Consider the following 14,751-nt stretch of genomic DNA (forward strand, 5'->3'; position numbering starts at 1 on the left):
CCCTGTTGCCATCAGGGATGCGCAGGCCTGGATTGAAGTCCGCATTCATCCAGCGTTGAGCCAAACGACATTCACCTGCTTCGCAACAAAGGACGCCACGGGACCGGCTCCCCTGTGCGCCAGCGCTCCCGGAAGGGGAAAGCGCCAACCGCTCCGGGGTGGACTTTACTTCGCAAGAAGTAGGGCCCGACCGGGGACGCGCGGATCCGGCTCCGCCGGTCCGCCAGCGTCGCCCCCTGGGGGAAAGCGCGAAGCGCTTCGTGGGGACCTTATGTATCAAGCACCGCTGACGGACATCCGCTTCACCCTCAAGGAGCTGGCCGGCCTGGACGACGTGCTGGCCCTGCCCGGATACGATGAGGCGACGCCCGATCTCGTCGAAGCCGTCCTGCAGGAAAATGCGCGCTTCGTGGAGCAGGCGATCGCACCGCTGAATCGTGCAGGAGACCGGCAACCGCCGGTGTGGCGCGATGGCGCCGTCGCAACCAGTCCGGGCTACGCCGCCGCCTACGCGGACTACGCCGCGGGCGGCTGGCAGGGCTTGCAGCATCCGGTGTCCTGGGGCGGGCAGGGCCTGCCCAAGCTGGTGGCTGCTGTCGCCAACGAAACGATCAACTCGGCCTGCCTGTCGTTCTCGCTTTGTCCCCTGCTGACCGATGGCGTCATCGAAGCGCTTTTGACGGTGGGCAGCGAGTCGTTGCGCAATACCTACGTGCCGAATCTCGTGTCGGGCAAATGGACCGGCACGATGAACCTGACCGAGCCCCAGGCAGGATCGGATCTGGCCCAGGTGGCAATGCGCGCCGTCCCGCAGCAGGACGGGACATACCGGCTGTCCGGCCAGAAGATATTCATCACGTACGGCGAACACGACATGGCGGAAAACATCGTCCATCTCGTGCTGGCCCGTACGCCGGACGCGCCGGCGGGCGTGAAGGGGATTTCGCTGTTCGTGGTGCCCAAATTCCTGCCCGGAGACGGCGGACGGCTGGGGCCGCGCAACGACGTCTGGTGCGCGTCCATCGAACACAAGCTTGGCATCCACGGAAGCCCGACCGCCGTGCTGCTGTATGGCGCCGGCAAGGGCGAGGCGGGTGAGGGCGCGGTAGGGTACCTGGTCGGCGAAGAGAACCGCGGCCTGGAATACATGTTCATCATGATGAACGCTGCGCGCTTCGCGGTGGGGCAGCAGGGCGTGGCGGTGGCCGAGCGTGCGACGCAGCAGGCGTTCGCGTATGCACGCGATCGGATACAGGGACGTGCGGTGGAAGGCTCGCCCGGGCCGGTCGCCATTGCGCATCATCCGGATGTGCAGCGCATGCTGCTTACCATGCGCGCGTTGACGGAAGGCGGGCGGGCAATTTCGTATATGGCCGCCGCTGCGCGCGATACCGCCGCACATCATCCGGATGCTGGCACGCGCGATCGCCATCGCGCCCTGTACGAGCTCCTGGTGCCAGTGGTCAAGGGCTTCTGCACGGAGTCGGCGGTGGAAGTCGCCTCGCTGGGCATCCAGGTGCATGGCGGCACCGGCTATATCGAGGAGACCGGCGCGGCACAGCACTATCGCGACGCCCGCATCCTGCCCATCTACGAGGGAACGACGGCAATCCAGGCGAACGATCTGCTCGGACGCAAGTTGTTGCGAGACGGCGGCGCCACGGCAGCGCGCATCCAGCAGGACATGCAGGTCACATTGGCGGCCTTGGATGCGGCGGCCGGGCGAGCGCAAGGCGATGATGCGCAGGGGCTGCTTCTTTTGCGGACGAACCTGGCGACGGCGATGCAGGCCCAGCAGCAGGCGCTGGGTTTCATGGCGCGAACCGCGATGACGGACGTGCGGGCGGTGTTTGCCGGCAGCGTGCCGTTTTTGATGCTGACCGGAGTCCTGGTCGGCGGCTGGCAAATGGCGCGTGCGGCCGTCGCCTGCCAGCGGGAACTTGCGGATGCGGCGGGCGGCCGCTGGCCGCGGGAGTTCCTGCACAACAAGATGACGACGGCGGTTTTCTACGGCGCGCACATCCTGCCGCGTGCCGGCGCGTGGTCAAGCGCGATCCAGGCGGGCGGCGTCATCGAGGCATGCGTACGGCGTTCGGATATTGCATAAGGTTATATGCAATCCATACTTTCCGGCATTTCAGTTTGGTGTGAGAATTGGCCGACCCCCGAGGCGCTGGAGGGCTTTCCCCTCAAAGGCGCGCGCCTGCGGACCGGCGGAGCCGCGGGAAAGGCTCACCCCCGAAGCGCTGGCGCGCTTCCCCCTCAAGGGGGCGCGCCTGCGGACCGGCGGAGCCGCGGGATAGGCCCACCCCCGAAGCGCTGGCGCGCTTCCCCCTCAAGGGGGCGCGCCTGCGGACCGGCGGAGCCGGATCCGCGGCGCCCCGGTTATTGTCTGTTTTGGGAGGTGGTGGCATAGGGAGCTTCGGTGGTTAAGGAGCTTCGGTTTTTGGTCGTGGGCGACCGCGGCGGACGGGTGGGGCCGGGCGCCTAACGTTTTCGTTTATTTGAAAAAAGGACAGATCATGGGACAACTCCGTTTGGGCGATACCGCCCCCGATTTCGAACAGCAATCCTCCATCGGCCCTATCCGGTTTCATGAATACCTGGGTGACAGCTGGGGCGTTCTTTTTTCGCATCCTGCCGATTTCACCCCTGTGTGCACGACGGAACTGGGCTATACCGCCAAGTTGGCGGACGAATTCGCCAAGCGCAATGTGAAGGTGCTGGCCCTGTCCGTGGATCCCGTGGACTCGCACACCAAGTGGATCGAGGACATCAACGACACCCAGGGTACGACGGTCAACTTTCCGATCCTCGCCGACGAGGACCGCAAGGTGTCCGAGCTGTACGACATGATCCATCCGAACGCCAGCGCAACCGCCACGGTGCGTTCCGTGTTCATCATCGATCCCGCCAAAAAAGTGCGCCTGATCATCACGTACCCCGCCAGCACGGGGCGCAATTTCAACGAGATCCTGCGTGTCATCGATTCGCTGCAGCTGACCGACAGCCACAGCGTCGCCACGCCGGTGAACTGGCAGGACGGCGACGACGTCATCATCGTGCCGTCGCTGAAGGACGAGGAAGTGATCAAGCAGAAATTCCCGAAGGGCTATAAGGCCGTGCGGCCGTACCTGCGGATCACGCCGCAGCCCAATAAATAACCCGGCATCCGCGTGATCGACGCCCCCTTGCAAGGGGGCGTTTTTTTTTCGCGCCGCGCACGTCCGAATGGCCGGCACGGCGCCGTCGGCCGGTATTTCGAGATTGGGGGTTTCCGGTTCGCCTTATTGCGCCAGCGGAAATATACAAACAAGAACATCTTCGTTTGAGGCGTTGGCCGTTGCCTTCACAATGCGTCCTCATTGAACGGCGCTGCCTGATGCAGGCGCGCCGCCTGTCAACAGACGCGGTGAATGCGGGACGAAGGGCGATGGCGCACGATACGCAAAAACGGGAATTTCTGAAGCGGTCTTTCGGCCTGTTCGCGGCCGGTATCGGTTTGCCCGCGCTTGCCGCGACGGGTGCCGCACGCGCCGCGGGCCGGCCGGTCGAGCTGCTGAATGTCTCGTACGACCCGACCCGCGAGCTTTATGCGCAGTACAACCCCTTGTTCGCGAAGTACTGGAAGGCCAAGACCGGCCAGGACGTAACGATCAAGAATTCGCACGGAGGTTCGGGCAAGCAGGCGCGCAGCGTCATCGACGGCGTCGATGCCGACGTGGTGACGCTGGGCCTCGCGCCCGACGTGGAGGCGCTGGTCCAGCACGGCGGACTTATCCGGCCGGGATGGCAGGACCGCCTGCCCGACAATTCCTCGCCCTACACGTCCACCATCATCCTGTTGGTCCGCAAGGGAAACCCCAAGAACATCAAGGACTGGAACGATCTTGTCCGGTCTGGCGTGTCGGTCATCACACCCAATCCCAAGACCTCGGCGGGTGCGCGTTGGAATTACCTCGCCGCCTGGGAATACGCCCGCCGCCAGGGTGGCGAGGCTGCTGCGCGCGACTTCATCGGCAAACTATTCCGCAATGTTCCGGTGCTCGACTCCGGCGCTCGCGGCTCCACCATCACGTTCGCGCAGCGCGGCGTGGGCGACGTCCTGATTTCGTGGGAGAACGACGCTTTCCTGGCGTTCAAGGAATTCGGCCCAGGCGAGTTCGAAATCGTGGCGCCCAAACTCAGCATCCTCTGTGAGCCCACCGTGGCTGTGGTCGACAAGAACGTGGACCGCAAGGGCACGCGCGAGGTGGCGGAGGCCTATCTGCGCTATCTGTACTCCGAGGAAGCCCAGGACCTGATCGGGCGCAACTACTATCGCCCGATTTCCGCGCAGGCGAAAGCCAGGTACGCGTCGCAGTTTCCAAAGCTGGATCTGTTCACCATCCGCGACCTGGGCGGCTGGCCGGCCGTGGACAAGACCCACTTCGCCGACAACGGGGTATTCGACCAGATCTATGCCAAGTAGCGGTGGCGGTCCCGCACTGCGCGGCCTTGCCGCGCCCGGCGTCCAGACCCGGCAGCACGCGGGCCTGGGCGTGGTCGCGTCCGTCCTGCCGGGCCGCCGCAAGGGCCGTACGCCGCGCGTGCTGCCCGGTCTGAACCTGACGCTGGGCTACACGCTTTTCTACCTGGGCGCGTTGGTCCTGTTGCCGCTGTCCGCGCTGGTGATCAAGGCGGCCGGGCTCAGCTGGGACGCCTTCGTCGCGGCCGTGACCTCGCCGCGCGTCCTGTCCGCCTATCGCATTACCTTCGGCGCTGCGCTGATCGCCGCGGTGGTCAATCTGTTCTTCGGTCTGCTCGTCGCCTGGGTGCTCGTGCGCCATTCGTTCCCCGGCAAGCGCGTGCTGGATGCCCTGGTCGATCTGCCCTTCGCATTGCCTACGGCCGTGGCCGGCATATCGCTGGCCGCGCTGCTGGGGCCGCACGGATGGATCGGCCAATGGCTGGCGCCCCTGGGCATCAAGATTGCCTATACGCCCGCGGGAATCGTGGTGGCTCTGATATTCATCGGCATCCCTTTCGTCGTCCGCACCGTGCAGCCCGTGCTGGAGGATCTGGAGAAGTCGCTGGAAGAGGCGGCGGCCAGCCTGGGCGCGAGGCCCGTGCAGATCTTCCTGCGCGTGTTGCTGCCCGCCATCGCGCCCGCGCTGCTGACGGGGTTTGCGATGGCGTTCGCACGCGCGGTCGGCGAATACGGTTCTGTCATTTTCATCGCCGGCAACATGCCGATGGTTTCGGAAATCGCGCCGCTGCTTATCCTGGTCAAGCTCGAACAGTTCGACTACGCCGGCGCGGCCGCCATCGGTTCGGTGCTGCTCGGCCTGTCGTTCCTGATGCTGCTCGCCATCAATGGGTTGCAGGCGTGGCAGCGTCGCGCGCATGGAGGCGAGGCATGACGTCGCCCACGCCGAACCTGAACCGTGGCAACGCCGGTATCGCGCCCTGGCTCTTGATCGCGGGCGCCGTCGCCTTCCTGTCGCTATTCCTGATCCTGCCGCTTTGCGTGGTGTTCGCCGAGGCGCTGCGCAAAGGCGTCGCGGCCTACGTTTCCGCATTGACCGAGCCGGACTCCTGGTCGGCCATCGTGCTCACGGTGGTTACCGCGCTGATCTGCGTGCCCTTGAACATGGTGTTCGGGCTTGCGGCGGCATGGGCGATCGCCAAGCACGAGTTCCGCGGCAAGTCGCTGCTGATCACGTTGATCGATCTGCCTTTCTCGGTCTCGCCGGTGGTGGCCGGCGTCTCATACATCCTCGTGCTGGGCGCGCAGGGCTGGCTGGGTCCCTGGCTGCTGGCGCACGACCTGAAGATTGTCTTCGCCGTGCCGGGCATCGTCCTGGTCACGGCTTTCGTGACGCTGCCCTTGGTCGCCCGTGAGCTGATTCCCTTGATGCAGGCGCAGGGCAGCGAAGAGGAAGAAGCTGCCGTCGTGCTGGGAGCGAGCGGCTGGCGGACCTTCTGGCACGTGACGCTGCCCAACGTACGCTGGGGCCTGCTGTATGGCGTCATTCTGTGCAACGCCCGGGCCATGGGCGAGTTCGGCGCGGTATCGGTGGTGTCGGGGCACATCCGGGGCGTGACCAACACCATCCCCCTGCAGGTCGAGATTCTCTACAACGAGTACCAGATCCAGGCAGGCTTCGCGGTCGCGTCGCTTCTGGCCGTGCTGGCGCTCGTGACCTTGGTCATCAAAACCGTGGTGCAATGGCGGCACACGCGCGGGCTCGCGCGCGACGATGCTGCGGCGGATGTCATGCCGCGGCAAGCGGCGGCGGCGCCGGCACGCGCCTAGGCACGGGACAAGGAAAACCTATGGATATCGAAATCAAATCGGTCAACAAGCGCTTTGGGTCGTTCCAGGCGCTGCGCGATGTGAACCTGCACATCGATTCCGGCGAATTGGTGGCCTTGCTGGGGCCTTCCGGTTGCGGCAAGACGACCTTGCTGCGCATCATCGCGGGGCTGGAAACGCCGGACAGCGGCAGTATCTATTTCTTCGGCGAAGACAGCACCGGCGTGCACGTGCGCGAGCGGCAAGTGGGTTTCGTCTTCCAGCATTACGCGCTATTCCGTCACATGACCGTGTTCGAGAACGTCGCCTTCGGCCTGCGCATCAAGCCCCGGTCGCAACGTCCGAACGAAGCGGCCATCAAGGAGAAAGTCCATGCGCTGCTGAACCTGGTTCAGCTCGATTGGCTGGCGGACCGTTACCCGGGGCAGTTGTCGGGCGGCCAGCGCCAGCGCATCGCCCTGGCGCGCGCCCTGGCGGTGGAGCCTCGCGTGCTGCTGCTGGACGAGCCTTTCGGGGCGCTCGATGCCAAGGTGCGCAAGGAATTGCGACGCTGGCTGCGCCGGCTGCACGACGAACTGAACGTCGCCAGCGTCTTCGTGACGCACGACCAGGAAGAGGCCCTGGAGGTAGCGGATCGCGTGGTGGTGATGAACGCCGGGCGCATCGAGCAGGTGGGCACGCCGGGCGAAGTCTGGACGCATCCGGCCACGCCTTTCGTGTACGGCTTCCTTGGCGATGTGAACCAGATCGAAGGCTATGCCGCCGGCGGGCAGTGGCGCGCCAGCGGCATTTCGCTGCCCGCGCCGACGTTCGACGGCCTGGATGAACAGCGCGCCGTGGCATACGTGCGTCCCCACGAACTCGAGGTCGTGCCCTTCGCACCGGCGTCCGAGGGCATCGCCGTGAAGCTGAACCATGCCTACCTGGCGGGGCCCAGCGCGTACCTTGAGCTGCAGCGCGAAGATGGCGCGCTGCTCGAGGCCCAGTTGCCCGAAGAGGATTACCGCGGCATGAATCTGCGCGAAGGCGCGATGCTGCTCGCCCGCCCGCGCCGCGGACGGATTTTCCGGGTATAGCGAGTGATTGGATGACCGATTGGATATGAACAGTACCGAACCCGATTCCGCCGTTGCGTCCGCCGTCGCCACCCGGTGGGCCGAGCTGTTGCGCGTGCTGGCCGATATCGCGGCCCGCTACCCGGACGCCGCGCTGGCGTCGTCGATGGCGGCAGAAGACATGGTGCTGACGCACGCCATCCATACCAGCGGCGCGCCGATCGAAATCTTTACGTTGGACACCGGACGGCTGCATGCCGAAACCGTCGCGATGCTCGACGTCATCGAACGCCGCTACGGGCGTCGTCCCACGGTTTATCGGCCCCAGCCCGACGCGGTACAGGCCCACGTCGCCGCCCATGGAGCCTTTGCGTTCTACGAAAGCCAGGCGTTGCGCAAGGCCTGTTGCCATATCCGCAAGGTCGAGCCGCTGACACGGGCGCTGGCGGGGCGGGGCGCATGGATCACCGGTCAGCGGCGCGCTCAGGCCGCGACACGGGGCAACCTGCCGGAGGAGGAGCACGATGCCACCTTCGGTCTGTACAAGTTCAATCCGCTGGCCGCATGGACCGAGGACGACGTCTGGAACGCGATCCGCACGCTGGACATTCCCTACAACCCCCTGCACGACCGCGGCTATCCGTCCATCGGCTGCGAACCCTGTACCCGTGCGATCCGGCCAGGCGAGGATGTGCGCGCCGGCCGATGGTGGTGGGAATCCTCCGATAGCAAGGAATGCGGGCTGCACGCCGGCAACCGCACCGTGGCCCAGGCCTGATCTCCGGGCCAGTCCCTATCCCAAGCAAACCGAGAAGCGACATGTCTACCGTTCATACCCGCAGCCACCTGGATTGGCTGGAGTCTGAAGCCGTTTTCATCCTGCGCGAGGTCGCCGCCGAGTGCGAAAAGCCGGTGCTGCTGTTTTCCGGCGGCAAGGACTCCTGCGTGCTGCTGCGTCTGGCCGAAAAGGCCTTCCGGCCGGCGAAGTTTCCCTTTCCGCTCATGCACATCGACACGGGCCACAACTTCCCGGAGGTGATCCAGTTCCGCGACGCGCGCGCCGCCGAGCTGGGCGAGGACCTGATCGTACGCAGCGTGGAAGACTCCATCGCGCGCGGGACCGTCAGCCTGCGCAAGGAAACCGATTCGCGCAATGCGGCGCAGGCGGTGACGCTTCTGGAAGCCATCGCGGAGTTCGGTTTCGATGCGTGCATCGGCGGCGCCCGGCGCGATGAAGAAAAGGCGCGCGCGAAGGAGCGCATCTTTTCCTTCCGCGACGAGTTCGGGCAATGGGATCCCAAGAGCCAGCGCCCGGAAGTCTGGAGCCTGTACAACACCCGCGTTCACCGCGGCGAGAACATGCGCGTATTTCCCATTTCCAACTGGACCGAGCTGGACGTGTGGCAATACATCGAGCGCGAGAATCTGGCGTTGCCGTCGATCTACTATGCGCACCGGCGCGAGGTCGTGCGCCGTCGCGGCCTGCTGGTGCCCGTCACGCCCCTGACGCCGCCGCAGCCGGGCGAACAGGTTGAGACCTTGTCCGTGCGCTTCCGCACGGTGGGCGATATTTCGTGCACGTGCCCGGTCGCATCCGAAGCCGCGGACAACGCGGCCATCATCGCCGAAACGGCCCTGAGCGACGTCACTGAGCGCGGCGCGACCCGCATGGACGACCAGACCTCGGAAGCATCGATGGAACGGCGCAAGAAAGAAGGTTATTTCTGAGCGCCAGGGAGCAAGCATGAACGCAGTCAGCGAATCTTTCCTTCCGGCGGGCGAGACCGCCGTCATCCGGCTCATCACGGCCGGCTCCGTGGACGACGGCAAGTCGACCCTGATCGGCAGGCTGCTCTACGACAGCAAAAGCGTGTTCGCCGACCAGCTCGATGCGATCGGCCGCGCGAAGTACAAGCGGGTGGCGGGCGACGGCATCGACTTCGCACTGCTGACGGACGGCCTGGAAGCCGAGCGGGAGCAGGGCATCACCATCGACGTTGCCTACCGCTACTTCGCCACCCCGCGGCGCAAGTTCATCATCGCCGACGCGCCGGGCCATGAGCAGTACACGCGCAACATGGTGACTGGTGCCTCGACGGCCGATGTCGCGGTCATCCTGATCGACGCAACGCGCGCGGCCGACGGGCGCCTGTTGCCGCAGACCAAGCGCCATAGCACCATCGCGCGTCTGCTTGGGATCCGCCACATCGTCGTCGCCATCAACAAGATGGACCTGGTGGACTGGGACCGGGCGGTGTTCGAGCGCATCCGCGGCGCGTACGCCGACCTGGCGCGCCGTATCGGCATCGAGCGCTTCCACGCTTTGCCGATGTCGGCGCTGAACGGGGACAACGTGGTCTCGTCTTCGCCTCGATCGCCGTGGTACGACGGCGGGCCGCTGCTCGCACTGCTGGAGTCGCTGGATCCCGTGCAGCGCGATGATGGCGCGCCGCTGCGTTTTCCGGTGCAGTGGGTCGTGCGCCATGATGGCAGCAGTGCGAAGGATTTCAGGGGGTATGCCGGCCGTATTGCAAGCGGGACGTTGCGTCCTGGCGACGAGATCGTGGTGCAACCTTCCGGCGTTGCCGCGCGTGTTGCCGAAATCCGCGCCCACGAGCGCGTGCTGTCGCATGCCGAGGCGGGGGACTCCGTCGTCGTCGTGCTCGACCGGGACGTCGATGTGTCGCGCGGGGACGTGCTGTCGCACGCGGCGGCTCCGGCCAGCGTCGGCAAGAATTTCGAGGCGGAGATCTGCTGGCTCGATACGCAGCCGCTGAACCCGGCGCGCAAGTATCTGCTCAAGCACGGTACCCGCCTGACCACGGCCGTGGTGCGCGAGGTGGCGACACGCCGCGATATTCACGAACTGCGGGAAGTGGAGGGCGATGTCGGCACGCTGTCGATGAACGATATCGGCAAGGTACGCATCGCCACGCGTGATCCGCTTGCCATGGACCCTTATGACGAGGTTGCCGCAACCGGTGCGTTCATCCTGATTGACGCTGCCACGCATCAGACCGCCGCGGCCGGGATGCTGCGCTGAGGGCTGCCCGGGGGGCGCTCTTTTACCACGGTGGCGGGCCGCAGAGCCTTGCTTCATGCGGGTTTTGCGGCAAAGCCACACTCGCGGATTTCGCAGGCGGCGGCGCGGGGACTTGGAGTAAAGTGGGGCGTCGCCAGAAAAACGGCGGCGGGTGCTTGCCAGGAATACTGTATGGATGTACAGTACCCTCATGGCACGTACCGATCATTCCGTTTTTGCCGGTTCTGGGTCCCCGGCTGCCGCCCCCGCCGCCTTGCGCGGTCGGGGTGCGGTTACTAATGTTCGGCACCGCTTCCAGTCCGAAGAACGCATCGCGGATCCGTCCGCGAATCCGTCCGCGGACGCAGGCTTGGATGAAGACGCCGCAGCCCGGATCGAACCGATCGCATCATCCGGCTCGCCCGCGGCGCTCCCACTGCGTACCACCGTTTCGGTCGAACAGGCCCGCAAGCTGCTGTCCCGCAATGATTCGCCGGACGTGCCTTTCGATCGCGCCATCAATACGTATCGGGGGTGCGAGCATGGCTGCGTCTATTGCTATGCCCGCCCGACGCATGCCTACTTGGGATATTCGCCGGGCCTGGATTTCGAAACCCGGCTCATCGCCAAGGCAAACGCCGTGGACGCGCTGCGCGCGGAATTGGCCAAACCGGGTTACCGGGTCGAGCCCATCAATATTGGTTCCGCCACCGACGTCTACCAGCCGATCGAGCGCGATTGGCGGCTGACGCGCGGGGTCATTTCGCTTTTGCTCGAAACCGGGCACCCCCTGACCATCGTCACGAAAAACGCCCTCATCGAGCGTGACCTGGACCTGCTGCAGGCCCTGGCCCGGCGCAAGCTGGTGGCGGTCTATATCAGCATCACGTCCCTGGACGATGCTCTTTCGCGCACGCTGGAACCGCGGGCGTCGGCGCCGTGGCGCCGCCTGCAGACAGTGCGCAGGCTGGCAGAAGCCGGCGTGCCGGTGGGCGTGCTTGCCGCGCCCATGATTCCTTTCATCAACGACGAATACCTGGAACGCATCGTTGAAGCCGCGGGGCAGGCGGGCGCCTATTACGCCAGTTACACGGTGGTGCGGCTGCCTTGGGAAGTCAAGCCGGTGTTCGAGGAATGGCTGCAGGCGCATTTTCCCGATCGTGCCGAACGCGTGCTTCACCGTATCGAAGACATGCGCGAAGGCAAGCGCAACGATCCCAAGTTCGGCTCGCGCATGCGCGGTACGGGTATCTGGGCCGAACTCCTGCGCCAGCGATTTGCCATCGCGGTGCGCAAGGCGGGCCTGAACCAGCACCGCCTGCAGCTCGATACCCGCCAGTTCGTCCCGCCCGCGGCGGTGTCCCAACCCTTTCCCGGCCAGCCATCTCCCGGCATGCCATCTCCCGGCATGCCTCGGAGCGCGGGCGTCACCGGCGGCGGCCCCCGATCCCTTCCCGAATCTGCCCGTGCGACGTTGCATCCCATGCGGCAGCTGGGTCTCTTCGACCAGATGTAGTCTCCCAAGGAGCACGTTCATGAACTTTGCCGCAGATCAGCAGTTCCCGACGAAATGGCCCTTTCCGCCGGCCCCGCCCGCGCGGCGCGGTCTGAAGCGCCTGTTGTCCCCCGCGGTGCAATGGTTTCGCGGGGCCCCCATAGGCCTGCCGAACCATCCGGGCAATCTTGTCGATCGCGCCGGTTTCGCCCATGGCGCTCTGCCGGCGGCGGCGGCTCCTGCATCGGACGGCACGGCGATCCCGCTGTCCGCCTTCCCCGCCGGCTCTGCCGTTGCCTCTGCGCCCGCCGCCGCTCCGGTCTCCGGGGTTTTGGCTTCCCAGGCGATGACAGTGCGCCAGATGGTGGTGGACGTGTTGCTTGTCGCCATGTGGGGCGCCATGATTCCGGCCCTGATGTGGCTGGGTGCCGCCGCGGGGTTCTGAAGGGTCTGGATTGCGCGGGACAGCCCCGGTGCGGTTTACCTAAGCCGCTGATTTCATGTAGAATGCCGGGTTTACCAAATCTCATCCTCTGCGCGCGGGCCGCATTCCTATCCCTCCAAAACCGCGCGGCATGATGACTCCGGAGTTCTCATGAACCTTATCGCTATCCTGGAACAGGAAGAAATCCAGCGCCTGACCGGCGACAAGACCCTGCCGTCCTTCGCCCCCGGCGATACGGTGGTCGTCAACGTGAACGTCGTCGAAGGCACCCGCAAGCGTGTCCAGGCCTTCGAAGGCGTGGTGATCGCCAAGCGCAATCGTGGCCTGAACTCGGCCTTTATCGTGCGCAAGATCTCCTCCGGCCAGGCCGTGGAGCGTACGTTCCAGCTGTACTCGCCGCAAATCGCTTCCATCGAAGTGAAGCGCCGCGGTGACGTCCGCCGTGCCAAGCTGTACTACCTGCGCGATCGTTCGGGCAAGTCCGCTCGCATCAAGGAAAAGCTGGTCAGCCGTCAGGCTGCTGCGCAATCGGCTCAAGCTGCCGAGGCCGCCGCTTCCTGATTGCGGTGATGGGTGCCGCCAGCCGGTTCCCTGCGCAGCAAAGGCACCCATGGGGTGCCTTTTTCATGCCCGCAGGAATCGCCTCGCAGCCGTCTTCCGAGTCAGCACGGGGCACCCGCGGGGGTGCCTTTTCGTTCTCTGCCGGAGGGTTTTATTTCCGCGCCCGCCTTACCGGCGGGTATCCTGTTCCCTATCCATCGCTGTCCCTTATCGCCGTCCGTATCGCGCCGCCTTTCTGAACGCCCCGCCCCCATGTCCGAACAGCCGTCCAGCCGACCCCGCCGCCCCATCGTCCGACCCGCTTTCGATCCGGCCGAACAGCCTTGGGTCGTTGCCAACGAAGGGCTGCAGGCGCTGTCTCAGGAGGCGCTGCGGCCGGAGTCCTTGCGGCGGGCCTTGGCCCAGCCGGAGAGCTGGTCGGTGCAGATGCCCCTGAACGGCGATTCGCGCTATCCGGGACGCGAAGGCCCGCCCGTGCTCGCGGCCGTGCTGATCCCGCTCGTCATGCGCGAAGCTGGCGTGACGGTCATGCTGACCCAGCGCACGGCCCACCTGCACGATCACGCCGGCCAGGTGAGTTTTCCCGGCGGGCGTATCGAGGAAACGGACGCCAGCCCAATCGCGGCCGCCCTGCGCGAGGCGCAGGAAGAGACCGGCTTGACCGCGGAATGGGTTGAGGTGCTGGGCGCGATGCCGCCGTATCTGACAGCGACGGGGTTTTCAATTACCCCTGTCGTCGCGCTGGTCAGGCCGGGCTTCACGCTGTCCCCGGATGAATTCGAAGTGGCCGAGGTTTTTGAAGTGCCGTTGGCCTTCATTGCGGATCCGGCGAACCACCGGCTGCACCGCGCCGAATTGCCGGATGGGCGGGTGCGCCGGTTTTATTCCATGCCCTGGCAGGGATACTTCATCTGGGGTGCGACGGCGGCGATGCTCCGCAATCTGTACTACCTGCTGCGCGGTCCGGCAGCGCCGGACGAGACGCAAGCGCCTCAATAGCGCTGCGCGGCCGCGTTTTCCTGCACGATGCGGGTATAGAGCGCATGCCGGGCGGGATCGATGCGGCCCTCGGCCAAGGCCGCGAGCACGCCGCAGCCCGGTTCGTGCTGGTGCGTGCAGTTGTAGAAGCGGCACTGGGCGGCGTAGGGCGCGAACTCCGGGAAGCCGCGTTCGATCTCTTCGCGGGACAAATGCTGCAGGCCGAAGGCCTGGAACCCCGGTGAATCGATGACGTCGCCCCCTTCGGGCAAGTGGTAAAGCCGGGTGCTGGTGGTCGTGTGCCGCCCCATGTCCAGGGCCGTGGAATGCTCCCGCGTGGCGGCATTGGCGCCGGGCACCAGGGTATTCAGCAGCGTCGATTTCCCCATGCCGCTCTGGCCAAGCAAGAGGTTGACATGGCCGGTCATGTGCGGGAAGAGCGTTGCCCGGGCGTGCTGGGGGTCGAGCGCGCTGACCTCCAGCACGGGCACACCCAGCTTGGCCAAAGAGGCCAGCCGAGCGCGCGCCTGCGGCAGGGCATGGGTAAGATCGGCCTTGTTCAGAACGATGAAGGGTGCGATGCCGGCGCTCCAGGCGCCCGCCAGCGCCCGCCCGGCCAGGTCGTCGGAAAAGGTTGGCTCGACCGCCACGACGATGAACAGCCGGTCCACGTTCGCGGCGAACTGCTTGGCGCGCATGTCGTCCGAACGATAGAGCAGGTTGCTGCGAGCAAGGATCTCCTCGATGGCGCCTTCGTCGCGGCCCTGCGGCGCCACGCGAACGCGGTCGCCGACCGCAGGGCCAGCCTTCTTGCCGCGGGGATAGCACTGGCGTTGGCTGCCGTCCGGCATTTCGACCAGGAAGTGCCGGCCATGTGCGGCGATGACGCGGCCTTCG

Annotated in this window: 14 protein-coding genes; 13 read left to right on the plus strand and 1 reads right to left on the minus strand. The window is 65.7% G+C overall.

Going from position 1 to position 14,751, the window contains the following annotated elements; translation table 11 throughout:
- The first annotated feature begins 271 nt into the window (after nt 1–271).
- From CAL13_RS06970 to CAL13_RS07030, 13 genes are all read left to right on the plus strand, one after another.
- Nucleotides 272–2,107, plus strand: a complete 1,836-nt coding sequence (locus CAL13_RS06970) for an acyl-CoA dehydrogenase (protein ID WP_086071918.1) — start codon at nt 272–274, stop codon at nt 2,105–2,107.
- Nucleotides 2,108–2,522: 415 nt separating this feature from the next.
- Complete coding sequence (locus CAL13_RS06975) at nt 2,523–3,164, plus strand: peroxiredoxin (RefSeq protein ID WP_086056761.1); 642 nt, start codon at nt 2,523–2,525, stop codon at nt 3,162–3,164.
- A 269-nt stretch (nt 3,165–3,433) separates the two neighbouring features.
- Nucleotides 3,434–4,471: a sulfate ABC transporter substrate-binding protein gene (locus CAL13_RS06980; protein ID WP_086071919.1), complete on the plus strand. Its 1,038-nt coding sequence runs from the start codon at nt 3,434–3,436 to the stop codon at nt 4,469–4,471.
- A complete protein-coding gene (cysT, locus tag CAL13_RS06985) occupies nt 4,461–5,402 on the plus strand; it encodes a sulfate ABC transporter permease subunit CysT (RefSeq protein WP_086071920.1) in 942 nt (313 codons plus the stop codon). The genes CAL13_RS06980 and cysT overlap by 11 nt, the downstream gene beginning before the upstream one ends.
- Complete coding sequence (cysW, locus tag CAL13_RS06990; protein ID WP_086056763.1) at nt 5,399–6,298, plus strand: sulfate ABC transporter permease subunit CysW; 900 nt, start codon at nt 5,399–5,401, stop codon at nt 6,296–6,298. Before cysT ends, cysW begins: the two co-directional genes overlap by 4 nt.
- Before the next feature lie 20 nt (nt 6,299–6,318).
- Nucleotides 6,319–7,374: a sulfate/molybdate ABC transporter ATP-binding protein gene (locus CAL13_RS06995; RefSeq protein ID WP_086056764.1), complete on the plus strand. Its 1,056-nt coding sequence runs from the start codon at nt 6,319–6,321 to the stop codon at nt 7,372–7,374.
- Between the two features lie 25 nt (nt 7,375–7,399).
- Nucleotides 7,400–8,131 (plus strand): phosphoadenylyl-sulfate reductase, encoded by a 732-nt coding sequence (locus tag CAL13_RS07000; RefSeq protein ID WP_086071921.1) that lies wholly within the window; start codon nt 7,400–7,402, stop codon nt 8,129–8,131.
- A 41-nt stretch (nt 8,132–8,172) separates the two neighbouring features.
- On the plus strand, nt 8,173–9,081 hold the full coding sequence (gene cysD / locus CAL13_RS07005; protein ID WP_086071922.1) for a sulfate adenylyltransferase subunit CysD: 909 nt from the start codon (nt 8,173–8,175) through the stop codon (nt 9,079–9,081).
- A gap of 16 nt (nt 9,082–9,097) precedes the next feature.
- Nucleotides 9,098–10,396: a sulfate adenylyltransferase subunit 1 gene (locus tag CAL13_RS07010; protein ID WP_086056767.1), complete on the plus strand. Its 1,299-nt coding sequence runs from the start codon at nt 9,098–9,100 to the stop codon at nt 10,394–10,396.
- Nucleotides 10,397–10,586: 190 nt separating this feature from the next.
- Entirely contained in the window at nt 10,587–11,891 is a 1,305-nt protein-coding gene (locus CAL13_RS07015) for a PA0069 family radical SAM protein (protein ID WP_086071923.1), read from the plus strand.
- 19 nt (nt 11,892–11,910) lie between these two features.
- Nucleotides 11,911–12,315, plus strand: coding sequence for a hypothetical protein (locus tag CAL13_RS07020; RefSeq protein WP_086071924.1), 405 nt, complete (start codon nt 11,911–11,913; stop codon nt 12,313–12,315).
- A 150-nt stretch (nt 12,316–12,465) separates the two neighbouring features.
- A complete protein-coding gene (rplS, locus tag CAL13_RS07025; RefSeq protein ID WP_086056770.1) occupies nt 12,466–12,876 on the plus strand; it encodes a 50S ribosomal protein L19 in 411 nt (136 codons plus the stop codon).
- Nucleotides 12,877–13,128: 252 nt separating this feature from the next.
- Entirely contained in the window at nt 13,129–13,875 is a 747-nt protein-coding gene (locus tag CAL13_RS07030) for a CoA pyrophosphatase (protein WP_086071925.1), read from the plus strand.
- Here the strand turns inward: CAL13_RS07030 and rsgA are convergent.
- Complete coding sequence (gene rsgA / locus CAL13_RS07035) at nt 13,869–14,705, minus strand: ribosome small subunit-dependent GTPase A (RefSeq protein WP_232467822.1); 837 nt, start codon at nt 14,703–14,705, stop codon at nt 13,869–13,871. The genes CAL13_RS07030 and rsgA overlap by 7 nt on opposite strands.
- Nucleotides 14,706–14,751: the final 46 nt, after the last annotated feature.

Source organism: Bordetella genomosp. 9, from assembly GCF_002119725.1.
Taxonomy (GTDB): Bacteria; Pseudomonadota; Gammaproteobacteria; order Burkholderiales; family Burkholderiaceae_B; genus Bordetella_C.